The sequence below is a fragment of the Lacisediminihabitans sp. genome (genome assembly GCF_043726815.1).
Lineage (GTDB): Bacteria > Actinomycetota > Actinomycetes > Actinomycetales > Microbacteriaceae > Lacisediminihabitans.
Genome location: NZ_JAYSJZ010000103.1, coordinates 80559 through 106118, shown reverse-complemented (window position 1 = coordinate 106118; position 25560 = coordinate 80559). Strand labels below are relative to the sequence as shown.

General features: G+C 66.1%; 25 protein-coding genes and 1 tRNA gene. 6 read left to right on the top strand and 20 right to left on the bottom strand.

Features of this window, described 5'->3' with window-relative positions:
• Positions 1-34: 34 nt before the first annotated feature.
• Complete coding sequence (locus ACHZD8_RS15625; protein ID WP_147782098.1) at positions 35-400, top strand: RNA polymerase-binding protein RbpA; 366 nt, start codon at positions 35-37, stop codon at positions 398-400.
• A gap of 84 nt (positions 401-484) precedes the next feature.
• On the opposite strand, the gene ACHZD8_RS15620 is transcribed toward ACHZD8_RS15625, so the two are convergent.
• From ACHZD8_RS15620 to ACHZD8_RS15570, 11 genes are all read right to left on the bottom strand, one after another.
• On the bottom strand, positions 485-1210 hold the full coding sequence (locus ACHZD8_RS15620) for a polyprenol monophosphomannose synthase (RefSeq protein WP_394771350.1): 726 nt from the start codon (positions 1208-1210) through the stop codon (positions 485-487).
• Positions 1203-2750, bottom strand: coding sequence for an apolipoprotein N-acyltransferase (gene lnt / locus ACHZD8_RS15615; protein ID WP_394771349.1), 1548 nt, complete (start codon positions 2748-2750; stop codon positions 1203-1205). The genes ACHZD8_RS15620 and lnt overlap by 8 nt, the downstream gene beginning before the upstream one ends.
• Positions 2751-2822: 72 nt before the next feature.
• Positions 2823-5258 (bottom strand): DEAD/DEAH box helicase, encoded by a 2436-nt coding sequence (locus tag ACHZD8_RS15610; protein ID WP_394771348.1) that lies wholly within the window; start codon positions 5256-5258, stop codon positions 2823-2825.
• Complete coding sequence (gene tatC / locus ACHZD8_RS15605; RefSeq protein ID WP_147782436.1) at positions 5255-6013, bottom strand: twin-arginine translocase subunit TatC; 759 nt, start codon at positions 6011-6013, stop codon at positions 5255-5257. Before tatC ends, ACHZD8_RS15610 begins: the two co-directional genes overlap by 4 nt.
• Positions 6014-6074: 61 nt before the next feature.
• Positions 6075-6314, bottom strand: a complete 240-nt coding sequence (gene tatA, locus ACHZD8_RS15600) for a twin-arginine translocase TatA/TatE family subunit (RefSeq protein WP_394771347.1) — start codon at positions 6312-6314, stop codon at positions 6075-6077.
• A gap of 67 nt (positions 6315-6381) precedes the next feature.
• The gene (locus ACHZD8_RS15595) at positions 6382-6729 is read right to left on the bottom strand and encodes a hypothetical protein (RefSeq protein ID WP_394771346.1); all 348 of its coding nucleotides are present in this window, start codon (positions 6727-6729) and stop codon (positions 6382-6384) included.
• Positions 6729-7709: a helix-turn-helix transcriptional regulator gene (locus ACHZD8_RS15590; protein WP_394771345.1), complete on the bottom strand. Its 981-nt coding sequence runs from the start codon at positions 7707-7709 to the stop codon at positions 6729-6731. Before ACHZD8_RS15590 ends, ACHZD8_RS15595 begins: the two co-directional genes overlap by 1 nt.
• A complete protein-coding gene (locus ACHZD8_RS15585) occupies positions 7702-8721 on the bottom strand; it encodes a helix-turn-helix transcriptional regulator (protein WP_394771344.1) in 1020 nt (339 codons plus the stop codon). Before ACHZD8_RS15585 ends, ACHZD8_RS15590 begins: the two co-directional genes overlap by 8 nt.
• Positions 8722-8784: 63 nt before the next feature.
• On the bottom strand, positions 8785-9732 hold the full coding sequence (locus ACHZD8_RS15580) for an FKBP-type peptidyl-prolyl cis-trans isomerase (RefSeq protein ID WP_394771343.1): 948 nt from the start codon (positions 9730-9732) through the stop codon (positions 8785-8787).
• 55 nt (positions 9733-9787) lie between these two features.
• A complete protein-coding gene (locus tag ACHZD8_RS15575) occupies positions 9788-10780 on the bottom strand; it encodes a tRNA (adenine-N1)-methyltransferase (RefSeq protein WP_394771342.1) in 993 nt (330 codons plus the stop codon).
• Positions 10777-11451 (bottom strand): HAD family hydrolase, encoded by a 675-nt coding sequence (locus tag ACHZD8_RS15570; RefSeq protein WP_394771341.1) that lies wholly within the window; start codon positions 11449-11451, stop codon positions 10777-10779. The genes ACHZD8_RS15575 and ACHZD8_RS15570 overlap by 4 nt, the downstream gene beginning before the upstream one ends.
• A gap of 86 nt (positions 11452-11537) precedes the next feature.
• On the opposite strand from ACHZD8_RS15570, the gene ACHZD8_RS15565 reads away from it, so the two are divergent.
• Complete coding sequence (locus ACHZD8_RS15565; RefSeq protein ID WP_394771340.1) at positions 11538-12497, top strand: proteasome assembly chaperone family protein; 960 nt, start codon at positions 11538-11540, stop codon at positions 12495-12497.
• Positions 12498-12542: 45 nt separating this feature from the next.
• Complete coding sequence (locus ACHZD8_RS15560) at positions 12543-12815, top strand: hypothetical protein (protein ID WP_394771351.1); 273 nt, start codon at positions 12543-12545, stop codon at positions 12813-12815.
• A gap of 81 nt (positions 12816-12896) precedes the next feature.
• On the opposite strand, the gene mshC is transcribed toward ACHZD8_RS15560, so the two are convergent.
• From mshC to ACHZD8_RS15535, 5 genes are all read right to left on the bottom strand, one after another.
• Positions 12897-14186, bottom strand: a complete 1290-nt coding sequence (gene mshC, locus ACHZD8_RS15555) for a cysteine--1-D-myo-inosityl 2-amino-2-deoxy-alpha-D-glucopyranoside ligase (RefSeq protein ID WP_394771339.1) — start codon at positions 14184-14186, stop codon at positions 12897-12899.
• A gap of 53 nt (positions 14187-14239) precedes the next feature.
• Positions 14240-14953 (bottom strand): ANTAR domain-containing protein, encoded by a 714-nt coding sequence (locus tag ACHZD8_RS15550; RefSeq protein ID WP_394771338.1) that lies wholly within the window; start codon positions 14951-14953, stop codon positions 14240-14242.
• Positions 14954-14983: 30 nt separating this feature from the next.
• Positions 14984-15679, bottom strand: coding sequence for a GAF and ANTAR domain-containing protein (locus ACHZD8_RS15545; protein WP_394771337.1), 696 nt, complete (start codon positions 15677-15679; stop codon positions 14984-14986).
• A gap of 107 nt (positions 15680-15786) precedes the next feature.
• Positions 15787-16620 (bottom strand): undecaprenyl-diphosphate phosphatase, encoded by an 834-nt coding sequence (locus tag ACHZD8_RS15540; protein WP_394771336.1) that lies wholly within the window; start codon positions 16618-16620, stop codon positions 15787-15789.
• Between the two features lie 21 nt (positions 16621-16641).
• Positions 16642-17955: a M20/M25/M40 family metallo-hydrolase gene (locus ACHZD8_RS15535; RefSeq protein ID WP_394771335.1), complete on the bottom strand. Its 1314-nt coding sequence runs from the start codon at positions 17953-17955 to the stop codon at positions 16642-16644.
• A 107-nt stretch (positions 17956-18062) separates the two neighbouring features.
• Between ACHZD8_RS15535 and ACHZD8_RS15530 the strand changes: the two genes are divergently transcribed.
• Positions 18063-18536, top strand: coding sequence for a nucleoside deaminase (locus tag ACHZD8_RS15530; protein WP_394771334.1), 474 nt, complete (start codon positions 18063-18065; stop codon positions 18534-18536).
• Positions 18537-18625: 89 nt separating this feature from the next.
• A tRNA-Leu gene (locus ACHZD8_RS15525) sits at positions 18626-18710 on the top strand.
• Between the two features lie 225 nt (positions 18711-18935).
• Here the strand turns inward: ACHZD8_RS15525 and ACHZD8_RS15520 are convergent.
• Together ACHZD8_RS15520 and ACHZD8_RS15515 are read right to left on the bottom strand one after the other, a co-directional pair.
• Positions 18936-20243: a hypothetical protein gene (locus ACHZD8_RS15520; RefSeq protein WP_394771333.1), complete on the bottom strand. Its 1308-nt coding sequence runs from the start codon at positions 20241-20243 to the stop codon at positions 18936-18938.
• Between the two features lie 78 nt (positions 20244-20321).
• Positions 20322-20912 (bottom strand): hypothetical protein, encoded by a 591-nt coding sequence (locus ACHZD8_RS15515; RefSeq protein ID WP_394771332.1) that lies wholly within the window; start codon positions 20910-20912, stop codon positions 20322-20324.
• A gap of 98 nt (positions 20913-21010) precedes the next feature.
• On the opposite strand from ACHZD8_RS15515, the gene ACHZD8_RS15510 reads away from it, so the two are divergent.
• Positions 21011-21751 (top strand): CBS domain-containing protein, encoded by a 741-nt coding sequence (locus ACHZD8_RS15510; RefSeq protein ID WP_394771331.1) that lies wholly within the window; start codon positions 21011-21013, stop codon positions 21749-21751.
• A 249-nt stretch (positions 21752-22000) separates the two neighbouring features.
• On the opposite strand, the gene ACHZD8_RS15505 is transcribed toward ACHZD8_RS15510, so the two are convergent.
• Positions 22001-23017 (bottom strand): hypothetical protein, encoded by a 1017-nt coding sequence (locus ACHZD8_RS15505; protein ID WP_394771330.1) that lies wholly within the window; start codon positions 23015-23017, stop codon positions 22001-22003.
• Between the two features lie 417 nt (positions 23018-23434).
• A complete protein-coding gene (locus ACHZD8_RS15500) occupies positions 23435-25276 on the bottom strand; it encodes a hypothetical protein (RefSeq protein ID WP_394771329.1) in 1842 nt (613 codons plus the stop codon).
• Between the last annotated feature and the right edge of the window lie 284 nt (positions 25277-25560).

The window sequence follows — 25560 nt, the reverse complement described above, 5'->3', positions numbered from 1 at the left end:
TAACTGGGAATGCATCGCGAGAGAGGACCACACAATGGCGGATCGCAGTTTGCGCGGAATGAGGCTCGGATCCCAGAGCCTTCAGAGTGAAGAAGGCGTTACCTTCTCCCCGCGAAAGAAGAGCACGTACCAAGCCGCTGACGGGTCGACCTTTGAGGTGACGTTCTCGGCGGATGCCGAAGTTCCCACCGTGTGGGAGTCGCCGAAGAGCGGTCAAGAGGGTCGTTTGCTCGACGCTGCCGGGGTGCAGGTTGAGCCGGAGCCGTCAGACGCGAAGATTCCCCGTACCCACTGGGACATGCTGCTCGAGAGGCGCACCCGCCCGGAGCTCGAGGAGTTGCTCCAGGAGCGCCTCGACTTTCTCAGGGCGCGCAAGGGCCAGCACAAGATCGGCGCCTGACCACGGTTGGTCGCCCCACGCGTGAACGCGTCGCAGCCTCGGTTGCGGCGCGTTTGTCGTTTAAGGGCCAGTGTCGTTGAAGGGTCAGGGCCTGTGGCGTGCAAGCCGGGCGCCGATGCCCCACACCGTCACTCGCAGCAGGGCCTCGACCACGATTCCGAGGTGCATCTTGGACCGGCCGGCCGCGCGTTCGACGAAGGTGATGGGATGCTCCACTACCACTCCCCCGGCCCGTTCGAGTCGCCAGGCCAGCTCCACCTGGAAGCAGTAGCCCTGCGACGACACGGCGGAGAGGTCGAGGGAGCGCAGGGCCTCCGCGCGGAACACCCGGAAGCCGGCGGTGATGTCCCGGATGTCGGAGCGGAGCACCGCGCGAGCGTAGGCGTTGCCGAGGCGCGAGATGGCCTGCCGCAGCCACGGCCAGTTGCGCACCGATCCGCCGGCGACCCACCGCGAGCCGATCACGAGATCCGCGCCGTGCTGGGCGATTTGGAGCATGGCCGGCAGCTCGGCCGGGTCGTGCGATCCGTCAGCGTCGATCTCGACGACGTAGAGGTAGTCGCGCTCGAGGGCCAGGCGGAAGCCGGCGAGGTAGGCGCGGCCCAGGCCATCCTTCGCCGCCCGGTGCAGCACGGAGAGGCCGGGGTCCCCCGCGGCGAGCTGCTCAGCGAGCTCGCCGGTGCCATCCGGGCTCGAGTCGTCCACGACGAGGACGACGGCGAGGGGCAGCGACTGCCTGATTCGCCCGATCACCGTGGCGAGGCTCTCGATCTCGTTGTAGGTGGGAAGGATCACGAGAGTCTCAGCCACGGGCTTCCTTCCTGGGGGCGCGACGCGCGAGCGGGGTGAAGATCATGGCCAGCGCGAGGGTCGCGAGGCCGAGGCCGGAGACGAGCCATTCGATGCCACGGCCGATGAGCGTCGCCGGTGTCGTGGTGTGGCTGAGCGGCACGTCCTCGACCATCGATCCGGCCTGGAACGTCGGCAGTTGGGAGATCACGCGGCCGTCCGGCGCGAACATGGCACTCACGCCGACGGTGGAGGCGTTGACGACGCTGCGGCCGGTCTCGATGGCCCTGAGGCGGGCGATGCCCACCTGCTGGGCGCTCTCGTCGGTGTGGCCGAAGTCGGCGTTGTTGGTCGGCGCGATGATGAAGTCCGCACCGTCGCGCAGCATCTGGCTGATGAGCTCGTCGTCGACGATGTCGAAACAGATCGCGAGCCCCGCCACGGCACCCTTGATGGAGAAGACGTTGTCGCGGGTGCCGAACGAATAGTCCCTCGGCACCAGGTCGAACAGGCTCGGGGCAAGCGGATACCAGAACGCGCGGTCCGGGAGGTACTCGGCGAACGGCACCGGGTGGATCTTGTCGTACTGGTCGACGGCTCCCCTGCCGTGCTCCCAGAGCAGCAGGCTGTTGAAGGTGCGCCCCTCGGAGTCCTCGGTGATGGTGCCGGTGACGAGCGGCGCCTTCATCGCCCCGGTCACGTAGTCCAGGGTCTGGGCGGCGCGCTCGTTCTCGAGCGGGTTGACGTCCGACGCGTTCTCGGGCCAGACCACGACATCCACGGTCTGCCCGATGAGGGGAAGGGTGGCCTGCAGGTGGTCGTTGAGACTGTCGCCCGGCTGGATCTGCGCGAAGAGCCCCGAGTTCGAGTTGCCCTGCACCGCCGCCACCCTGATCGATCCCGCGGAGATCACGGGCCAGGCCGGGATGGCGGCGGCCAGCAGGAACGCGAATCCGGCGACGATGCCGCGCATCGTCCACGGCACGCTCACCTCGAGGAACGCCTGCACCAGCACGGCGCTGAGGAAGGCGATCGTGAAGCTGAGGCCGGAGATGCCGATCCAGGCCACGAGCGGGGCGAACGGACTGTCGGACTGGGAGAAGGCGAGACGGCCCCAGGAGAAGCCGCCGTACGGCCAGACGCTGGTGAACGCCTCACGAGCCACCCAGAGCCCGGCGAGCACCAGGGGCAGGCCGAGCAGGCGACCGGTCAGCCCCGGCCAGTAGCGTGGCACGAACCGCCAGGCGAGGGCGAGGAGGGAGGCCCCGAACGAGAAAAACACCGATTCGAGACCGGCGAGGGCGAGCCACGGTACCGGGCCCAGGTACACGGTGAGCCAGAGGATGTGGTTGCCGAAGAAGGCGAAGCCGGCCACCAGCCCGACGAGCACCGAGGGCCAGAACCGCCGCCCGCGAAGCGACAGCAGCAGCATCGCGGTGCCGACGAAGACGAGCGGCCACCAGCCGCGCCCGGGAAAGGCGAACGAGTTGACGAAACCGGAGAGGGCGGCGAGCACGACGGCGGCCCAGAGGGGCAGCGGTCTCAGGGGCCTCGGTCGCACTGGATAAGCCTAGATTGCCGCGAACACGCCGACTGACAGCGTTCTCAGGGGCCGAGCGTCGGTCACCGGGCCTCAGGCGACCGACGAGTACGCCACGATGCCACGGCGGATCGCGTCGAGGGCTGTGCGCGCCGTTCGCCCGACCTGACCGTCCGCCACGACCGAGAGCTGGTCGAGCAGGTCGATGGTTTGCTTGGTCATCCGCACGAAGTCTCCGGCGGCCAGGTCCGCCTCCCTCAGCACCGCGTCGAGCGACACCCCCTGCGCCCAGCGGTTCATCGCGAGCGACAGCCCGGTGGAGAGCGGGTTGCTCCCCGGCAGTTTGTGGTCGCGTTCGATGTCGTCGAGCCGCGCCCAGAGGTCGGTGGTCTTGTCGAAGGCGGGACGGAACGCGCCCTTCGGGAGGTAGCGGTCCGAGGCCTGGCCTTCGTCCCGGCGGGGCTCGTAGACGAGCGCGGCGGCCATCGCGGCGAGCCCGGCCGGGTCGAGGTCCTTCCAGACCCCGCGCCTCAGGCACTCGGCGACGAGCAGGTCGCGTTCGCCGTAGATGCGGCGCAGGGTGCGACCGTGCACTGTCGCGGTGACGACGCCGCGGTCCGACCGCTCCAGGTAGCCGAGTTCGAGCAGCACGTCGGAGACGCGATCGAAGATCCTCGCGACGGCACCGGTGCGGCTCCGGATCTGCTGGCTCAGCTCATCCGTCTGCTTCTTCAGGCGCCACCACCGCTCCGCCCAGCGCGCGTGCGCCTCTCGGTCGTTGCAGGCGTTGCACGGGTGCTGCTTGAGCTTGCGGCGGAGCGCGGTGAGCTGGTGCTGGCGCTTCTCCCGTTCGGCCCGGCTCTGGGTGTCCGCCCGGGCGGCACCCTTGCGTTCCACGTCGGTCAGTTCGCGTCGGATGCCGGAGTACTCGCGGAAGTCGCCGAGGTGGCAGCGCATCGCCTCCTCGTAGCCCGCGAGCGACTCCTCCTGGCTGCGCACCTTGCGGGCGAGGTCGACGACGGCGCGGTCCGCCTGGAACTGCGCGAACGAGGACTCGAGGATGTCGCGGGTGCGTTCCCGACCGAACTGCTCGATGAGGTTCACCGCCATGTTGTAGGTGGGCGAGAAACTCGAGTTGAGCGGGTAGGTGCGCCGGGACGCGAGGGAGGCGACCGCCTGCGGGTCGAGCCCGTCCTGCCACTGGATCACCGAGTGACCCTCCACGTCGATGCCGCGGCGCCCGGCGCGGCCGGTCAACTGGGTGTACTCCCCCGGCGTGATCGGCACCCTGGCCTCGCCGTTGAACTTCTCGAGCTTCTCCAGCACGACCGTGCGCGCGGGCATGTTGATGCCGAGCGCGAGGGTCTCGGTGGCGAAGACCGCCTTCACGAGCTTCTTCTGGAAGAGCTCCTCCACCACCTCCTTGAAGGCGGGGAGCATGCCGGCGTGGTGCGCGGCCACGCCGCGCTGCAGGCCCTCCAGCCACTCCCAGTAGCCGAGCACCGCCAGGTCCTCGTCGAGGATGGTTCGGCAGCGTTCCTCCACGATCGCCCGGATCTCGTCGCGCTCGGGCGCCGTGGTCAGACGCACGCCGGCGCGGAGCACCTGCTTCACGGCCTGGTCGCACCCGAGACGGCTGAAGATGAAGAAGATCGCCGGCAGCAGGTTGCGTTCGCCGAGCATCTTCACCACCGCTGCCCGGTCCATCTTGAGCTGCTCGGGACGGCCGCCGCGCGAGTGGTAGCGCCCCACATCCTTCATCTGGCGGGAACTGATGGTGCGTCCGCCGTAGCGCGCCATCTGCACGAGCTCCGGATTGACCCGGTTCGTCGCCGCGAGCCCGGACGAGTCGAACAGGTCGATGAGCTTGGTGCGCATGATCACGTGCTGGTCGAGGGGAACCGGCCGCTCCTCGGAGACGATCACCGCGGTCTCGCCGCGCACCGCCTGCAGCCAGTCGCCGAACTCCTCGGCGTTCGACACCGTGGCGCTCAGCGACACCAGCCGCACGTTCTGCGGGAGGTGGATGATCACCTCCTCCCAGACGGCCCCGCGGAAGCGATCGGCGAGGTAGTGCACCTCGTCCATGATCACGAACGAGAGGTCGCTGAGCAGGTCGGAGTCGGCGTAGAGCATGTTGCGCAGCACCTCGGTCGTCATCACGACGACCCGGGCACCCGAGTTGATGTTGGTGTCGCCGGTGAGCAGGCCGACATCCTGCGCCCCGTACTCGGCCACGAACTCCTGGAACTTCTGGTTGCTCAGGGCCTTCATCGGCGCCGTGTAGAACACCTTGGCCCGGGGATCCTGCATCGCCAGGAAGACCGCGAATTCGGCAACGATCGTCTTGCCGGCCCCGGTGGGCGCGGCGACGAGAACGCTGTCGCCGTTCTCGAGCGCGACGCAGGACGCGATCTGGAACGGGTCGAGGTCGAACGCGAGGTTGGCCCGGAAGCGTTCGAGCCTCGGGGAGCCCTGGCGGGACCTGGAGGCGGCGAAACGTTCGGCGGGAGAGAGCTGGTCGGTCATACGGTCGCCGGGCCGCCGAGTTCGGCGGTCAGGGCATCCGCACGCTTGGCCACCACGCGGTCATGCCACCAGGCGATCGCCGCGGCGACCAGATAGAGCAGGATCATCGGCACGGCGAGCAGGAACATCGAGCCCACGTCGGCCGACGGCGTCGCGATCGCGCAGAACACGAAGATGAGCAGGATGGCCACCCGCCAGCTCTTGATGATGGCGCGGGCCGAGATCACCCCGATGAAGTTGAGCAGCACGAGGAAGACCGGGAGCACGAAGGCGACACCGACGGCGAGCACGAGCTTGAGCACGAAGCTGAGGTAGTCCTTGGCCTCGATGAAGCTCGCGTCCTCCTTCGGCACGAAGGAGGTGAGGATCACCACGATGTGCGGCAGGACGAACCAGCCGGCGGCGCAGCCGGCCAGGAACAGCGGGATCGCGGAGAAGAAGAATCCGAAGGTGTAGCGCTTCTCCTTCTTCGTGAGCCCCGGCACGAGGAACGCGAAGACCTGGTACAGCCAGACCGGACTCGACACCACGATGCCCACGGTCACCGCGATTTGCAGGCGCAGGTCGAACGCGGAGGTCAGCCCCGAGTAGTTGATGATCGCGTTGTGGGCCTTCGCGATGGTCGAGATCGGCAAGCGAAGACCGTCCCAGACGAAGTCGGAGACGAACCAGCCGCCGATTCCGCCCACCACGATCGCGATCGCCGAAATGAAGAGTCGCTTGCGTAGTTCGATGAGGTGCTGGCCGAGCGACATCCGGCCTTCGTTGTTCGCGCCTCGCCTTGTGCGCGTTGCCATCGGAACGTCGACGGTCGGGCTACGGCTTGCTGTCGGACTTGGTGGCGTCCGTCGTCTGCTGCTGCGTCTCTGGCGAAGTCTGGTTCAGCTGTGGTCCGTCGACCGGCTTTGCCGGGTCCTCGCTCTTGACCTCGTTCTTGAAGATCTTCATCGACTGTCCGACGCTCTTGGCGAGGCCGGGAAGCTTGGTGGCTCCGAAGAGGAGAACGATGATGACCAGCAGGATGAGTGCGTGCCAGCCGGTGAATCCTTGGAACATGGGCGACATCCTTACGAGTCGAAATTGCCGTGACGATCAGTTTACCGCCCCGGAGGCCGAATACCTCTCAGTTGTCTTCGAACCACCGGCGAGTATTCGCATCGATCGCCGTGATCCGGCGGGCGCGGTCCAGCCGGGCGTCGCGCCTCGCCTGGCGGCGGTCCGCCGCCTGTCGCCGAACCCGGTCCCGGCGTGCGACGACCTCGGACCTCTTCTGCAGCAGCGCGAGGGTGGCGTGCTGCTCCCCCAGGGCCTCCCCGGCCGACTCGAGAAGCTCGGTCTTGGCGGCGAGTGCCTCGAGCGACTCGAAGACGGCCATCACCTTGCGGAAGAGTTGCCAGCCGAACAGCCCGAGCATCCCGAGCAGGGCAAGCCCGAGCACCACCCAGATGATGAGCCACGACCACCAGGGCATCAGTCGGCCTCGTAACGCGCGGCGCCGGCAGCGGCCCACTCCGCAACCGCTCGCCTGGCCTCCGGCGGGTCGACGACCGTGACGACTCCGGGCATGCCGGCGACGAGCCGTTTGAGCCCGTGGTAGTGCGACACCCGCACCGCGGTGCGCAGGCGTCCGTCGACCTCGGTGGACACGGCGTCGTCTGGAATGTAGTCGGCGAGCAGCGGCGCGGCGGCCGGGGCGACGTCGAGCGTGACGATGAGGTCGTCGGCCGACCCCTCGAAGAGCACGTCGGGCAGCAACACGTCGGCGGGGTGAAAGGCGATCGGCTCCGTCGTGATCTGCGGATTGCCGATGCGGTCGAGCCGGAAGGTGCGAACGGCCTCGCGGAGGTGGCACCAGCCGCGCAGGTACCAGTCCGCATCGACGGACTCCACACGCAGCGGGTCCACGCGGCGGCGCTCGTGTTCGCCGCGGGCATTGAGATAGTCGAATTCCAGCTGGACTCCGGTCGCCACCGACTCGCGGATGAGGGCGAGGGTGGCGTCGGACTCCGAGGCCTCCACAGCGACCTGGCTCGGCACCCCGGAGGCCCCGCGGGAGAGTTTGGTCATGAGCGTCGCGATGGCGCCGCGGTCCGCGTTCTCCGGCAGGGCGGAGAGGTACTGGAGCCCGGCGATCAGGGCGGCGGCCTCCCGGCCGGAGAACCGCGGGGCGTCATCGATCGCGACCAGGTTGGTGAGCACGATCTGGTCGTTCTCTTCGAAGTCGTCCCAGGCCAGGTCGAACAGGTCGCCGTGCTGGTACTGGCCGGTCTCGCCGGGGATTCCGGACACCGCGATGAGCTTCACGGCCTCCCTGATCTGCTGCGTCGGGACGCCGAAGTGCTCGGCGGCCTCCTGAACGCCGATGCGTTCGTGTTCCATGAGGAACGGCACGAGCGAGAGCAGGAAGGCGAGCTTGTCCTGCGCGTGGAGTGGAGCCTGGCGTTCAGCCACGGTGGACCCCCTCTCGTGCGTCCGTATGTTCGGCGGCAGTCCTGAGCAGCCGGGTGCGCACGGCGGCCCGCAAGACCGGAGGTGAGAGCACGAGCACCTCCGGTCCGTAGCCGGCGAGCTCGTCGGCGAAGATGTTGGCGTCGGAGTAGTGGAGTCGCAGCACGCCGTTCGCGTGGGTCTCGGTGCCGCGACGCTTGTGCAGGCGCGTCGCCGCATCCGAGTCCGGCACCACCTCGATCTCGGCGGTGTGGGACTCCCACACCTCCTCGAGCTCGCTCAGCGCGGCCTTCGTCTGGTCCACAAGCGGCGCCGGGAAGGTGGCCCCGGTGGTCGCTACCTGGCTCACGATCCGGCGCAGCAGGAACGTCTTGGTGCGCTGGGTGTCCGGTTCGAGCGCGTGCAGGTGCCAGCGGCCCTGGTGCTGCACGAGGGCGAGGGGTGCCACCGTGCGCACCCGCGCCTGCTCCTCCCCCGGCTTGAGGTAGGCGAACCGAACGACGGCGTTGCGTTCGAGGGCGGCGCGCAGCGGCTCGAACGCGGCATCCCGCACCCGCAGGCGCGGGGCGTAGCCGAGAACCGGTTCGTCGGAGACCAGCCCGAGACCCTTGAGCTTCATCACGGCGCGACGGGACTCTCCCGAGAGGGAGCCCTCTCGCCACACCATGGCCGCGAGGTTGAGCAGCGTCGTTTCCTCGGCCGAGAACGTGATGTCGCTCGGGAGCTCGTAGGCGCCGCGCGGGATCCGGTAACGCAGGTTCTGGTTGTTGCCGGCCTGGCCAGGCGATTCCACGGTCTCGAGCGGCACGCCGAGGTCGCGGATGTCGTCCTTGTCGCGCTCGAACTGCCGCTCGAGGTTGGCGTTGTCGCCGCCGACCCTGAACCGCTGGCGATAGCCCTGCACGGTGGACAGCACCTCGTTCTTCGTCAGCCCCGTCTCGGTCGCGAGTAGCGCGAGGACGAGGCTGAAGAGACGCTCTTCGACCGGGACCTTCTGGGTGCTGGATGCTGACACGAGAGAAACCCTAGTTTGGAATGAACTTGGAGACACTCGGCCTGTGTCTGCGGAGTGGGTGGACTACTTCGCTACACCCAGAATATCCACGACGTAGACGAGTGTCGCGCCGGTGGGCACCGTGGCGCTGGTGTCCGAGCCGTCGCTCGTCGCGAGTTTCGGCGGAACGACGATGAGCACCTGGGAGCCGACGCGCTGGCCGATGAGGCCCTTCGAGAGTCCGGCGACCACGCTCGAGGCGCCGACGCCGATCGCGGAGGCCTGGCCGGTCTTCCAGCTCGAGGTGAACACCGAGTTGTCGGCCCAGTTGATGCCGGTGTCCTTGATGATCACGAAGTCGCCGTTCGCGACCTTCGCGCCGTCGCCCTTCTTGAGCAGGGTGGCGCTGAAGTCTTTGGGAGGCGTCGTGTGCGGCAGGGTGATGCCGGGGGCGCCGTTCGGGGCCAGCACCACCGCGGGCAGGCCGTTGATCGGAAGCTGGTCCGCGCCATCCGCCCGGGCGGGGAAGGCGCTCTTCACGTCGATGACGTAGACGACGGCGTCGTCCTTCGCGAGGCCGGTGGAGGCCTGGCCGCCGTGGCTGTCCTTCGGGGAGCCGACGATCGCCACGCGGGAGCCGACCGTGGCGCACTGCAGCCCCTTGCTCACCGCGGGCAGGCTCGACTTGCCGATGGTGATGACGCTGCCGCCGCTCTTGGCATAGCTCGTCTTCTGCAGCACGCTGCCGTCCGCGCCGTTGAGCACGGTCACGTCGACGATCACGGGCTGGCCGTCCTGGATGGGCGCGCCCTTGCCGGCGATGATCGCGGAGCTCTGGGTGGTCTTCGTGCGCAGCGGCACCGGGAAGTCCACGGTGGGAGCCGTGCCGAAGTCGCCGGGAGCCGAGACCGCCGATGAGGCGTCGCCGGACGACACGAGGGGGTCACAGCCGTTCGAGCCGGCACCGCCCGCACACGCCGTGAGGCTGGCCAGGATGCCGAAGGCAGCGATCAGCGCTGTGGTCTTGCGCACGAATCCTCATTTCGATCGAGCTCGTGGGATGTCACAATTCTAGGGTCACGCCCGGTCACGGGTTGTCCGACGCCGCGACGGCCTGCTCGGCCGTGGCCTGGGCCGCCCGCGCGGTCTTGCGCAGGCGCTTGTCGGTGACCACACGCTCGCCGAGGGCGCCGGGGGTCCAGGCCTCGACATCCTCGTCGCTGAAGTCCGTCTTCGACGGCCGACGCTTGAGCTGCGGGAGGATCGTGTGTGGAGCCAGCCGGCGCGCGGTGAGCAGGAAGCCGGTGTGCGCCACCATGCGGTGGTCCGGGCGCACCGCGAGGCCCTCGACGTGCCAGCCGCGGATCATCGTCTCCGACGAGTCGGGGTCGGTGAACAGGCCGGTGCCGCGGATGGCCTCCGCCACCCGGGAGAGCTGGGTCACGGTGGCGATGTAGCAGAGCAGCACCCCCCCGGGAGTGAGCGCGTCGGCGACGACATCGAGGCACTCCCAGGGCGCGAGCATGTCGAGCACGACCCGGTCTACCGAGCCGTTCTCGACAGCGGTCGGCAACGACTCGACGAGGTCGCCGACCTGCACCGTCCAGTTGGTCGGCTCGGCGCCGAGGAAGCTCACGACGTTGCCCCGCGCCACCTGGGCGAACTCGTCCCGCCGCTCGAAGGAAGTGAGGGAACCGGTGGGCCCGATCCCGCGCAGCAGCCAGAGGCTCAGCGCGCCGGAACCGACGCCGGCCTCCACGACCTTCGCGCCGGGGAAGATGTCGCCGAGGCTCAGGATCTGCGCCGCGTCCTTGGGGTAGATGATCGCCGCGCCACGGGGCATCGACATGACGAAGTCGCTGAGGAGGGGGCGGAGGGCGAGGTACTCGTCACCGTTCGAGGCGGTGATCACCGAGGCGTCCGGCAGCCCGATCAGCGAGTCGTGCGCCACCATTCCGCGGTGGGTGTGGAACACCTTCCCGGCCTCGAGGGTGATGGTGTTGAGGCGGCCCTTCGGCCCGGTGAGCTGCACTCGGTCGCCCGCGCGGAACGGCCCGCTCTGCCGGCGTTCGCCGCTCACGCGACGCTCGTCTGGAGGAGGCGGAAGACGCTGGTGAGGTCGGCGAAGGTCTTGCCCTCGAGGCTGGGCCAGATCGTGTAGCCGAGGCCGTGCTCGAGCGGCGAGTGCAGCGGCACACCGATGGACACCGCGCCGGAGGCGACGGCGGAGGCGAGTCCCGTCGTCGAGTCCTCGATGGCCATGCACATCGCCGGGTCGACGCCGATGAGCTCTGCGCCCCGCAGGTACGGCTCGGGATGTGGCTTGCTGTGGGTGACGTCGTCCCCCGCCACTATGTGGTCGAACGCGTCGAACGGAATCGTGGAGACCACGTGCTCGGCCATCCGCCGGATGGACATGGTCACGAGCGCGGTGGGGATGCCGGCCTCGCGCACGGCGGCGAGCAACTCGTGCGCGCCCGGTCGCCACGGCACGCTCACGCGGATCTGGTCGAGCACGCGGTCGGTGAGGTGCTGCACGATCTCGTCAGCGCTGAGCTCCACTCCCCTGCCCTGCAGGACGGCGGCGGAGTGCCAGAGGCCGGATCCGACGAGGGTGAGGCCGTCCTCCTGGGTCCAGTTTCCGCCGAAAGACCCGACGAGATCGGCCTCCGCGCTCAGCCAGTACGGCTCGGTGTCGACGAGGGTGCCGTCCATGTCCCAGAGGACGGCGGCGGGGAGGAGTTCAGTCACGGAATCCGAGTTTAGCCGCGGGAGCGTCCTATCCTTGACTCTAAGGAAGTCGGCCAACACCAGTGCCGACCCAGTGAAGGTAGCGATTGTCTGACGCAGGAATGCTGAAAGGGCGGCTTCTGGTCGTCGCGTTCGAGGGCTGGAACGACGCCGGGGAGGCGGCGAGCGGCGCCGTGCGCACGCTCAAGGAACTGCTCGACCTGTACCCCATCGCCGAGATCGACGCCGAGCGGTTCTTCGACTATCAGTTCAACCGGCCCACGGTGGCGCAGGACGACGATGGCAACCGCGCGCTGGTCTGGCCGAGCGTCGTCACCTATGGACCGACATCCGTGCTCGCGCAGCGACTCCCCCTGGAGGGCCTCGCCGACGACGCTGAGCTGAGCGTGAGCGCCAACAACGGCTCGAACATCTACGTGCTGCTCGGCACCGAGCCCTCGCGCAACTGGAAGAGCTTCACCGCGCAGATCATGGAGACGATCACGCAGAACGAGATCTCCGGGGTGGTGTTCCTCGGTGCGATGCTCGCCGACGTTCCGCACACCCGACCGATTTCGGTGTTCGTAAGCAGCGAGAACGCGGATGTCCGGCGCGAGCTGGGCATCGAGCGCAGCACGTACGAGGGGCCGGTCGGCATCCTCTCCGTGCTGAGCGAGGCCGCGGAGAAGGCGGGGATCCCCACCGTGTCGATCTGGGCCTCCGTGCCGCACTACGTGCACAACGCCCCGTCGCCCAAGGCGACCCTCTCGATCATCGACAAGCTCGAGGAGATCATCGACGTGGTCATCCCCCGCGGCGACCTCGTCGACGAGTCAGCCGCCTGGGAGAGCGGTATCGATGCGCTCGCCAGCGAGGACGAGGAGATGGCGTCCTACATCTCGCAGCTCGAGCAGGCTCGGGACACCGTGGACTCGCCGGAGGCGAGCGGGGAGGCGATCGCGCAGGAGTTCGAACGCTACCTGCGCCGCCGCGACGGCAAGGGCGATTCCCGCGGGCCGGCCGGATCCGGCCCGAACGGGCCTGACGACCGTCGCCCCAAGGACTGACCGCGCCCGGCGCGGTCCCCAGCCATGCCCTCGTTTCGGGTGACCATGTCGATCGGCGCGCTCGCCGCCGGCACCGCGCCGCCGACGGTCGTTCCGGCGGCCGCGGCGGCCGTGGCCGAGCTCGCGACGGTCGAGGCCCAGGATCTCGCGGTGGTGAGCGGCGGCGCGCGCGTCACCGTGCGGTTCACCGGCGAGGACGATGAGCACGCGCTGCGGATCGGTCGGCACGCGGTCGAGCGCCTTCGGGAACGGGCCGAGGTGGTGTCCTGGCGGGTCACCCGACGCGTCGGCGGTCGCTGGTACCCCGTCGTTCCCTGACGCCCGCCGCAGGGAGTCACGACTCCCGCCGCGACGGCGTCGATCGGGAGTCGCGGATGCCGCAGGGATCGACCGGGCGGATCAGCCGGCGGGCAGGGAACGCAGCCGGATGCCCAGCAGCGCGTGTATCGCGGTGACCAGCGTCACCGTGCAGAGCGCTCCGCTCGCGATCCGGGCGTCGATGGCCCGGAGCGCGGACGGCGAGCCGAGGTCGTCGGCAAGCAACTCGCGGAGCTCTGTTGTTCCCTCGTCCGGGCTGCCGCTCTCGGGCTGGTCGGCGCCCGCGCGGGCGGCCCACTCGTCCCACGCGGCGAGTCGGGCCTCGGCCGTGACCAGGTGCGCATCCGTCCACTCCCAGTCCGAGCGATAGTGCTCGGAGAGCAGCGCGAGGCGTATCGCGCGCGGATCGGTTCCCTCGGCGACGAGCTTCGACACCAGCACGAGGTTGCCGAGCGACTTGCTCATCTTCTCGCCGTGATAGGCCACGAGCCCCGCATGCGAGTAGATCTGCGCGAGAGCGTGACCGGTGAGGGCCGCGACGTGTCCCGCGCTGAACTCGTGGTGCGGAAAGATCAGGTCGGATCCGCCTCCGTTGACGGTAATGGGGGTCGGCAGGTACTTGGCGGCGATCACGGCGCACTCGATGTGCCAGCCGGGCCGCCCGCGCCCCAGCACGGTGTCCCAGTGGGGCTCGCCCGGCCTCGCGGAGCGCCAGAGCACCGGGTCCAGGGCGTCACGCTTGCCCGGGCGCTGCGGGTCGCCCCCGCGCTCCGAGTTCAGCTCGAGCATCGTCGCCCGGTCGAGGTTGCACTCCGCGCCGAGGTGCCAGGGCGCGGGTGTTCCTGGATGTTGGACACCGGCCTTCTCGGCCGCCGCACTGTCGAAGTAGAGGTCTGGGGCGGCGCCCTCGCTGTCTACCGGGTAGGCGATTCCGCGGTCGAGGAGCTCTCGCACCGCCTCGGCGACCTCGGTGACGACCTCGGTGACCGCGATGTAGTGGTCCGGCGGGATGATCTGCAGCCGCTCCATGTCTGCGCGGAACAGATCCGTCTGTTCGGCGGCAAGCTCACGCCAGTCCACCCCGTCACGGGCAGCGCGTTCGAGAAGCGGGTCATCAACGTCCGTGGTGTTCTGCACGAAGTCGACCGCATAGCCGGCGTCGAGCCACAGTCTGATCAGGGTGTCGTAGGCGAGGTACGTCGCCGCGTGCCCCAGATGGGTCGTGTCGTACGGGGTGATGCCGCACACGTAGATGGCCGCGCGGCCGTCCGGTCGAGCAGTCAGCACGGAGCGGGACGCCGAGTCGTACAGTCGAGGGACGGAGCCGGTGCCGGAAAGCCGCGGCACCTCGGGTCGGGTCCAGGCTCTCACTTCAGCATTCTAGGCGAGTGCGGGCATCCCTCGAAGTCGGGGGCCGTTGAGGGCTACGGAGTCACCGTCCGCGCGACGACCCGCGCCGCCACGTCGTGCAGGTTGAGGTTGTTGTCGCGTGCGTAGGACCGAAGGATGCGGAACGCCCGGTCCATGTCAACGTTTCGGGTCTGGGCGATCACGCCCTTGGCCTGCTCGATCACGACCCGGCTGTCGAGGGCGTGCTGCAACTGTTCCTTCGCGACGCTGTTCTCGCGAAGAGTGCGTTCGTGGAGGATGCCGATGGTCGCGACATCGGCGAGACCCTGCGCGGCGGCGGCATCCTCGGGCGTCAAGAACCCCGGCTCGTTCCGGAAGAGGTTAAGTGTGCCGATCACGGATCCGCGCAGGCGGAGGGGAATGGCGTGCACCGAACGGAAGCCCTGGGAGAGTGCCTCCTCGCGGAACTCCGGCCAACGGGCGCTCGGCGCCTCGAGGTCGTCGACTTCCATCACAATTCCGGTGGTGAACGCCTCGACGCAGGGCCCGTGACCGTATCGCAACTGCATGATCTCCACGAGCCGGCTGCGCTCACTCGTTGATGCCATGACGGCGAGGTCGCCACTGTCGTCCGCGAGCATGAGCCCGGCGGCCGACGCGTCGAGCAACTCGGCGCACGCCTCTACCAGCGTCTGCAACAGATCGACCACGTCGTATCCTGCGACGAGTGTGTCTGCGAGAGTGACGAAGGTGCCAACGAGTCGCCTCTCGCGTGTCTCGGCCACCATCAGATCAGTTTACCTCCGCATCGAGGCGAATCACTGCGAAGCGCCCGTGGAAAAGTCGAGCCGCCTCTCGACGACGTCGTTCGAGATCTCCCGTACCGAACGTCCGCTCGAAAAGGCGTGCGCGCGGAGAAGCAGCGAGGCTTCGTCGGCGCTGACACCGAGTTGGGCGAGCACCATCCCGGTGGCCTGGTGCACCTCGCGCCTCGAGTGCGTCGAGCCGTCCTCGTCATCGGGGTTTTTGGTCAGCAGCCGCCGCAACACCTGCCAGCCGGTGAGCTGGGCGAGAGCCGACGCATCCGAGACCTGCTCTGCGGTGAGGTCACCAACGGTTGAAGAGTAGAGGTCGACAGCACCGATGTCGAGAGACCCGACCACGAGTGGGAAGGCGAACATTCCGTGCACTTCGCTGCCGCGGACCGCGTTGGCGAAGGCCGGCCAACTCGGCTGGGCCTCGTCCTGGATGTCGGAGTGCAGCGCGGGCCTCCGGGATGAGAGCGCCTCCCAGCACGGCCCCTCACCCAGATCGAACTGCAGCTCGTCGAGATGAGCCGCGGTGCTGTCACTCGAGCAGATCGTGGCCTGCGCCGCCCGGGTGACAAGAACCGAGACCGCCGCGCCCGTGACCGGCACCACCGACAGGAACGGCGCGCACAGCGAGGTCTTCTCGTCGAGCGAATAGATGATCGCCCGTTTAGCTTCTTCAAAGATCTCGCGTGTTACCGCCACGATTCACCCTCGCGCAATATGCTGCCCTCGCTCTCGTCCGCGGAGCTCGGGCGCTAGAGCGAGTCGCTGCGCCAAGTCTACCGCCGAGTGTGGCCGAATTACGGGTTCTAGGTGGGCTGAAGAACACCAGTCAGCAGCAGAACTACGAGCACCGCGCCGAGCAGCAAACGGTAGATGACGAAGGGCAGGAAGGAGCGCTTGGAGATGTAGTTCATGAAGAAGACGATCACGCCGAGGCCCACCACGAAGGCGATACCCGTCGACAGCGCGGTCTCGGCCGGGCCGAACACCTCCGTGGTCGGATCCTTGATGCTCTTGTAGAGCTCGTAGAACCCGCTGCCGAGCACCGCCGGGATCGCGAGCAGGAAGGAATAGCGTGCCGCGGCGCGCCGCTCGTAGCCCAGGAATAGGCCGGCGGTGATGGTGCCGCCGGAGCGCGAGACTCCGGGGATCAGGGCGAGGGCCTGCGCGCCACCGTAGATGGCGGCGTGCGGCACCGTGAGGTCCTTGAGCCTGCGCTTCTTCTCGCCGACGCGGTCCGCGATGCCGAGCAGGATGCCGAACACGATGAGCGAGATCGCGATCACCCACAGGGAGCGCAGCGTGGTCTCGATCGCGGTCTGGAAGATCACCCCGAGAATGACGATCGGCAGGGAGCCGAGGATGATGAACCAGCCCATCTTCGCGTCGGGATCATTGCGCGGGATCCGTCCGAACAGCGCGAGGAACCAGCGCGAGATGATGCGCCAGAGATCCGCGGCGAAGTAGACCACGACGGCGGCCTCGGTGCCGAGCTGGATGATCGCGGTGAATCGTGCGCCCGGGTCCGCCCCGATTCCGATGAGTTCGCCCACGATGCGCACGTGGGCGTTCGAGGAGATCGGCAGGAACTCGGTGAGACCCTGCACGATTCCCAGAATGATCGCGTTGATGAAGCTCACGGGGTCGATCCAATCGCCTGGTCAGTAGTTCAACAGCAGGTCGCTGAGGACTCGCCTGCCAAACACTAACGCGTCAAGCGGCACGCGCTCGTCAACGCCATGGAACATCGACGCGAAATCCATTTCGGGCGGAAGCTTGAGCGGGGCGAAACCGTAGCCCTTGATGCCGAGGGTGGAGAGCGCCTTGTTGTCGGTGCCTCCCGACAGCAGGTACGGAAGCACCGGGGCGCCGGGGTCGTGTCGTTTGAGGGTTCCGGTGATGGCGTCCACGAGGGGGCCAGCGAACTCCGTCTCCAGCCCGATGTCGCGGTGCATGACCACGATCTCGATGTCCGGGCCCACGATCTCGGCAAGCTCCGCGAGCACGGCATCCTCTTCGCCGGGCAGCGAACGGATATCGATGAGGGCCTCGGCCGTGTCGGGGATCACGTTGTGCTTGTAGCCCGCGGTGAGGGCGGTGGGGTTGGTGGTGGTGCGCAGGGAGGCCTGGATGAAGCGGCTCGCCGAACCCGTGGCGAGGGCCAGCTCGTCTGGACCGACGGTGAGTGGGTCGACGTCGAGGATGCGGGCCAGCTCGCCGAGCAGCTCGGTTGTGGTGTCGGTGAGGCGGATGGGCCACTCGCGCCGCCCGACCTTCGCCACCGCCTCGGCGAGCTTGGTGACGGCGTTGTCGCGCATCACGTGCGAGCCGTGGGCCGCGGTTCCCCGCGCGACGAGCTTGACCCAGACGAGCGACTTCTCTCCGGTCTGCAGCAGGTAGGCGCGGCTGCCGTTGAGGGTGATCGAGTAGCCGCCCACCTCGCTGATCGCCTCCGTGGCGCCGGCGAAGAGTTCCGGGTGGGTCTCCACGAGGTAGTGCGAGCCGAGCACTCCCCCGGCCTCCTCGTCCGCGAAGAACGCGATCACGAGATCCCGCGCCGGCCGCTTGCCCGCCTCCAGGATGTCGCCGAGCGCGGTGAGCATCATCGCATCCATATTCTTCATGTCGACGGCCCCGCGGCCCCAGAGCATCCCGTCCCTGATCTCGCCGCCGAACGGGTCGACCGACCAGTTGTCCGGCTGGGCGGGCACCACGTCGGTGTGCCCGTGCACCACGAGGGCGGGCTTGCTGCGATCTGTGCCCTCCACCCGGGCGACGACGCTCACCCGTCCCGGCTCGGATTCGAACATCTGGGCGTCGAGGCCGAGCCTTGTGAGGTGGGCGGCGACGTACTCCGCCGCATCCGTCTCGCCGTTGGAGCGGCCCTCCCCGAAGTTGCTGGTGTCGAATCGGATCAGGTCCCGCGCGATAAGCGCGGTGTCGTCGAGTAACTCGTCGGAGGGGAGGCCGGTCATGGGTCAACGCTAGCCGCGATCGTGGGGCGCCCGATCCGCCGGCACTCGCCGTGGCCGCCCCGATGTGCTTAGTTGGCCGTACCGCTTGTGCCCCGAAGAGGAGACCGATGCCCCACCAGCTCACCCCGGACGACGCCACCCACCTCGACCACGCGATCGACCTCGCCGCCGAGTCGCGGGAGCGAGGCAATCATCCGTTCGGAGCCGTCCTGGTCGCCGACGGGGTCGTGGTGGAGGGCTGGAACACCGTTCTCACCGAGAACGACCCGACCGGGCACGCCGAAACCAACCTCGTGCGGCGCGCGTCCGCGCGGCTCACACCGGCCCAGCTCCGTTCGGCCACCCTCTACACGAGCACGGAGCCGTGCGCCATGTGCGCCGGGGCGATCTACTGGGCGGGCGTGCCGCGCATCGTCTTCGCGCTCGCGGAGAGCGCGCTCGCCGAGTTCACCGCCGGCAGCGACGAGCCGACCCTGGCCCTCCCCTGCCGGGAGGTGTTCGCGCGCGGCGGTCGGTCGATCGAGGTCATCGGGCCGATCCCGAGCGAGCGCGCCGCCGAGGTGCACGCCGGATTCTGGTGATGACGCCCCGACTCCGGGGTCGGCGCAACGGGGTGCTTCGCGCGTGCTATTCTCGTGTGTCGGAGGTTCTGCAAGGGACTTTCGGATGCGCGCGGATGGCGGAAATGGCAGACGCGCTAGCTTGAGGTGCTAGTGCCCGTATAGGGCGTGGGGGTTCAAGTCCCCCTTCGCGCACAGAGGGGTAGTTCGGGCAATTGCCCGGTACTTGTTCAGAAAATGGGTCGCGACAACCGGTCAACGGTTGTCCGGCCCATTTTTCGTGCCCGGCTGAGGTCCTTTGAGTGATTCGTCGCCTCGCGCAATGGCGCGCTAACGAAGAAACGGCATGCCTGAAAGATTTCAGGAACGCCGGATTGTTCAAGTCTTGCAGATGTAGGGAATCGGTTGGAAAGCGGGAGGCTAGCCGGGCGGGTCTGAAGCGTCGTTGGCTTCGGCGGCCGGTGTCGTCGATTGCCAGTAGCTGCCCGGCAGTCGGTTGTTTTTCGGGGTGAGGGTTCGTAGTTTGAGTTGCTCTTTGTAGAAGCTCACGATTTTGCGCATGTTCTCGACGACGGTCGCGAGGGCGATGACGAGGTAGCTGAAGGTGTTGCCGCGGACGGCGCGCTTCTCGGCGTCGGCGATGTCCTCGTACTGGCTTCGCTTTAGGTTCCGGTTCACGGATTCGAGCCCGTTGCCCATGCCATTCGCGGCGCGCCAGTTGTCGCCGCCCCAGGGGTAGTACTGCTCATGCTTGAGCCCTCCGGCGTTTGGAATGTCAGCGTCCTTGCCTTCGGGTCGCTTCATTAACACGCTGCTGCCTTGATGGGCGCCGGGTTTCGCCTTCCACTTGGCGTAGTCGGGAGATTCGGTGGGGATCAGGTATCTGCGGGTCCAGTCAGGCTCCATGTGTCCCTTGGGCTTGAGTCGCGACTTCGCTCGCTGGGCGCTCTGCTGACGATAACGGTCCTCCGCCAGATCAAGTTGCTTTCTGGCGATGCTGAGAGCTTTCTCCTTGTCGGCGGGCGTGGAGGTGATGTCCTTTTTCAAGCGCTTCTTGATCGCGTCGTAGGTGTTGCCTGCCGCGAGGATGACTTTGTCAGCGTCGCGGAGAACCTTCGGCAAGGTGTCGAGGTACCAGGCGCCGGAGATCTGGACGAAGCCGCGAGGGTCGAATGCCTGTTCGCCGAGGTCGTTCTCTCGGTAGTTGAAGACGTGTTTGAACCCAAGCAGGCGCAGCGGAACGGCGTACTCGCTATAGAGCCCGTTGGAGTAGGCGCGGTCGACGATGAAGAGGTTGGCTTTGTGGCCCCTCTCCAGCAGCGAGTCGGCGATTCGGACGCCTTCGCCGACGATCGCTCCGGGGATGTGAAAGGAGATGCCGACGGTGAGGAGAGGGAAGCGTTCTTCCTCTTCGCGGTAGTTCGCGGTCATACGGGCGATTTCGATCTCAATCCCCCAATCCCGCTTGCCCTCAGGGGTTCCCTTGTAATTACTGCTCGGGTCGGCTTTGTTGAATATCACGGCGTCGAGGTGGGTGACAGCGCCATGGCTGCCCTCTCGCCGGTACCATCCGCCATCGGGGTTCGCTGTTCGACGATCGCCCTTGAGGTTCTTCGCTGAGCGGTTCCCGGTCTTTCCATGGAGGCCGGCGAATGTCGCGTCAAGGCAGACGTTGCCGTCTGAGCGGTCTCGGAGTTCTTGAGGTAGGCACAGTCGGGAATTACCCATGCAGCACTCACACGAACCCCCTTTGTCTTGTTCGAGCATGGCAGACCTGCCGAGATCTGCCGTGACACACTTCGCCGTTTACGGTCGCTCGTGCGCCACCCGACGAATCGCCTCGGCGAGTTCGTGAAAGCGCAGCGGCTCACTCTGCGCACCTATCTTTTTCACGGTGGACAACGCCATTCCATCTTGCGCGCTGGCCGAGACCCGTTCGTTGGACGCTACGTAGAACTCCCACTGGCCAACGTCAAGCGGGTCGTAGGTGCTGTGAGTGATTGCGTTCTGCACGCAGAAGACGTAGACGTCGGCGTTGTAGGTGCGTTCGCCGGAATAGCCGCCATCGGGTGTGAAGAGTTTCGCCCGAAGTCCTGAAAACGCGATTTTAGAAAGGGTTCGCTGATCCCAAGATTGTAGGTATGCCGAGGACTTCACCTCGATGGTGACTCCCTGCCAGTCCAAGTCAAACCCTGCCCACTCGACGCGCTTAGTCGAGATCCCGAGAGCAGTGGCCACGATGAACTCGGCCAGATATCCCCGCGCGTTATTCATCCGCAAATCCCCGAGCGCAAACTGCCAGAAACTCACCACCGACTTCTTCATCCCGGCGAACTTCTCAGTTCCGTCCAGGGGATCGTTGTCGATCGGCACTAACCAGTCCTCGTCCGAAGCCATTGGAGAATCATGTCACCGAGTCGCGACCGAGTCGGTGTGGTGGCACCAGGAAGCGCGGAATTGCCATTGAGAAGGATCTCTTAGGCGAAGATACTGTGGTGACGATTTCAACCGGCCCAGCAGACGGCCTAGCCCCCGGCGAGCGGTTCCTTCACACCTTTCGAGAGCTCGAAACTTGGATGCGCCACACCCTGAAAAGGGACGAGAGCTACGCCTACGGACGAATGGTCAAAGACTTGCACCAAAGGGCAGCAATCACCGAGGCACAAGCACAGCAACTCGTCACTTTCGGATACCTGCGCAATGCTCTCGCTCACTGGCAAACCGATTCCGATGGCACCGCGATCGCCGATCCTCGCCCAAACACACTCGCAGAATTTCAGCTCTTGGCAAGCAGAGTCATGGAGCCCGTTCTTGCCACGAGAGCTATTGGTGAGCAGAAAGTACGAACGCTCAACATTGACGACCGAATCGAGGATTTCCTGACCGTCGTCAGAGAGCACAACTACTCGCAAGTACCGGTGATGTCCTCAGGCGCGTACGTCGGCATCCTCACCGTGGGCGCTGTCGCGCGGTGGCTGGCGGAAAAGTCCTGGCAGGGGCCGGACGATTTTCGACGCGTCCCCATCAGCTCCGTGTCTCTTCGAGAGCTTGAGGATCCGGAGTTCACAGAACGCCCTCCGTCCCTCACCGCCCCCGAGGCGGTGTCCGCATTCAACGCAGAAGCCAACGCCGGCGCAATCGCTGGAATTGTGGTCATCGATCGAGACGAGGGAGACGATCGCGTGGTGGCGATAATCGTCCCCTGGGACATACCTGCCCTCATAAAAGCAACCTGATCTGACCAACTGAGATTGACACCAGCGGTGGCCTTGCTCCGCTCACGTGACAGGTTGTGGCCAGGTGACCGTAGCGGCCAGGTGAGCATCTAGGTTTCGGGAGCACGAAGCGCGCGGGCCGGCCGATCACCGATAGCAGCACTTATGACCACATTTGCGAAAGGTCACGGGCGAGGCCCAGCGCGCAGGGCTTCGTTGGAACTAAGTCTGCGGGGATGAGCCCGGGAACTGCTCGGATTCGAGTGCGCTTTAGTATGTAGACCGGGTCCAATTGGCTGTCCAAGACCCGTCGTCGTGCATCTCGAAGTGGTAGCCGATGATGTTCTGCGACCACAGGACGACGATCTTGCAGAGGTCCGTCAGCACAGCAGTGATCTCGTCAACTGTCATGGGTTCGTCTGCGGGCTCAAGCCGGTCGAGGTTCAAAGCCCATGCGTCCCAAATTTCCTCTAGGTACTTGTCCCAGCCTTCCGGCAGTGGGTCGGGTCGCAGTCCCTTGGTGATCGCGCCGCCAGTGCCCAGTTCGGCCCCGAGGTACGTCATTACTCGTATGAGGTCGTTTACAGCGTTTGAACTGCGCAACGTCGCGGCTTCGCCGTTCGTTAGGCGGAGGACATTCGATTCCGTCAGCTCTTTTCTCATGTGCGCGATCGTGTCGCCGATACTCTCGACGTTTGAGGACGGCGAGGGTGCGGTGCGGTTCGTCATCTTCTCGATGCGGAAGTCATCAATGTGAGCGGCCAGATGCTTCCGCCACGCCCGCTCTGTCTTGGTGCCGGTGGCGAGTTCTTGGAAGGCCTCCGAATCCTCGCCGCGCTGATGAAGGATCGCGTGACCGGACTCGTGGATGGCGAGATGCGCTCCGATGCTGTGCATGTACTCGACCAATTCCTCCGCAGAGGAAACCTCGAACGCGGGCATGAAAGACCACGCGCCAATCACGATGTCATAAGTCCCGTCGTGCGCGCTGATGGTCCGTGCGCCAACTTCGCCAACACCCCTCTCGATCGTGTAGCCGTTGTCTTCTTCGCGGTGCTCGATCGCGTTGACGCTCGCCACAACATCTCCGCTAATCGTCAGCCGCCACATGCCCGGGTCAGGCAGTTGCAAGAGCAGGCCGGCAACGAGTGTCCTCGCCAGCCCATGGTTGTTCAGGACGGTTACGAGGGCGTTAGCGAACTCGTCGTCCAGCACGTCGAAGTGCTCGATGTCGACTCGGTACTCGGGCTCGGGCTCTGGCGTCACAGTCGGGTCCTGATTCGTCATCCAACGAACGATACAGCCCGCTTCGACTAGGGAGTTGTTCGTGCGCTTCGAGAGTCGTTCTACTCCGCACGGCGCCTATCAAGTCAGATGGTTTTCGCTGCAATCCCATGAACCATTTCTGCACGATCCTTTTGGCTCCCCCGCCCGAACATTACAAGCATTGCGGGATCACGAAGGTGTAGCACCAACTGTCAGAGGTGCGATCAGTCACGGAGTTCAGAAGCCAGCGCGGCGCTTAAGGGACGCACAAGCCACCGGTGCCCCAGAACTGGCCCGATGGCTTGGTGGCGGTGACCTTGACTGGAGACGATGACGCCGGGCGTATCGAAGTGACGATCCACGGGCAAGGCACTATCTGTACTCGACGATCGCCAGCGAGCTCATCAACCTGCTCGTTGCACCGTTCGAGGGGAGCCGTCAGGCCGACATCGCGCTGTCCAATCCGCCTTCGACATCTGGAGCAGGTCGCGAGCGCACCGGCTTCCGATCCGCTGGCGGCACCGGCTCGTCTGGCACATGCACCTGGTGCGCGATGTTGTTCAGATGCGGCTCCGCTCGAAGTCGCCCATCCCCGAGATCCGAGAGCTTCACTGACATGAGCGTGTTCTGCGCAGCGCCAAGAGTGAGCGTATCCCCACCGATCACGGCGGTTAATGGCTCGATCGTCGCGAGCTGGTAGTGCTCGTCCGAAGCGATCGTGACGGAACCTTCGGTTTCGAACTCCATCGTTTTCCAAGTTCCGACAACTGTCTGCCCGCCTAAAAGCTTGGCCGCGCGGTGGACGGTCTGGGCGTCGCGTCCGGTCACGGTCGTCAGATCGGGTACGACAATCAACGTCGAAGTATGAGCTTGAATGGCAGCAAGAGCCTCGATGTACCGTGCGAGGAACATCGGGAACGGTGCCTCAACTTCGGGGATGACCTCGAAGTCGTGAAATGCCCCGTACTTTCCTGCAACCTGAAGTCGGTTCGGGTGTGAAAAGCTCGCCAGGAAGTGGACGGCCAAGGCGACCTCCGCCGCCTCGCGGCCGGTCGGGTCGTCGAGGGAAAAACTGAATACGCCTGATCGGTCCGTAGCGTCGAGCTTTCCATCTATTGACAAGATCCCTGACGCATCTTGGCCCTGAATCCAGGCGCCAGTGCGGTCGAGCCCGGTCGTGGAACTCAAAGAGAATCGCAGTTCTGCCAGCACCGAGCCGTCGGGGGCGCTAATGCGATACCGGCTCTCATACTTCGTTCCCCCGCTGGCCGGCAAGATGCTTGCGGTCGCGTTGTCGAACGATCCACCGAGCCCACCGGGCAGGTCCGCCTCAATGCTGACGCCGGCAGTCAGCGGCTTGCCGTACTTGCGCCAGTCGTCGAACGCCTCCTGCTCCGCGCTCCCCGGTTCGAATTGAAACTGGACTGTGATCGGGATCGGTCGCTCATTCAACGCCTCCGCGAACCGTTCGAAGATGCGGAAAGTGATGCACATTCCGCCGGGTGCGATCTCCTGTGCTGCCGCGATCAGACCTGTCTCCTCGGGCAACTGCGGGGCCGCGGGATCAACACTGAACCCGTACCGGAAGTGCGGGTCGCCATCGAGCACCCGAGCTAGCCTAGATAGGTGCTCGCGCAATTCGTGCGGCTCCACAATGGATGTACTGGGAGCTTCGGTACCGGCATTGGGGAGAATGACATCGCGCTGGAGGATCTTTGCGACCTCTGCCACAGCATCTTTGATTCGCTCACTCCCACCGTGGAGGTAGTACTCGGCAACGAACCAGAACTTGCTCGCAAGAGCCTCACAGTAGGTCAATCCCTTCCACTCGATGATCCGTCCGGGAGCCCCGCGCCATGCTTCGATGACGTCCATCTCTCTTTCCGTCAAGCCAAGCTTCTCGTTGGATGACATCCGGGAAATAACGTCATCGGGCATCCCGGCAAACCAGTCGAGCGCGTTCTCGATGGTCGGGTCCAGCGGCATTGTTAAGTACCAGTCTGCGAGCGGGATCGCTCGCCGAACCAGGCCAACCAATACCCGCTGGAAGGAGTCTTCGATCTGCCGCTTCTGCGAGGCATCCAGGTTCACGGCGAACTTCTTGATCTGATGAACATCCGCGAGCGAAGAATCACCAGGATGAGGCACAAGGACGTCGATGCCGAAGTCGCCCTGCGACGGTCGAATTCGCGTTGCACGGGGATGCTCATTGAAGATGAGCATCGAAACGACGGTCTCGACGTCGTCACCGCTCAGCGCAGCCCATTCGATTCGCGCCACCTACGACCTCCTTGTCGTTCCCAAAACGGCGGCTTCTTCCTCGACGCTCAGAACTCATGACCTCTTTCTCCAAGACTATCGAGCATCACTGAGCCCCTGAGGGCCGGAAGCCGACCTCATCACGTGGGGCACCGGATGCGAGTGACGGTCTGCGACGCTCGGCTATGTGGCTGATTTCATTGCGTGGCTGGAGCCGCAAATGGTGGTCTTGGGCGCCAAGTTGGGACCGGATTCTCAACATTTTCGCGTACTTGCGCAGCACCCTTCCGGACACTCAGCGGTCA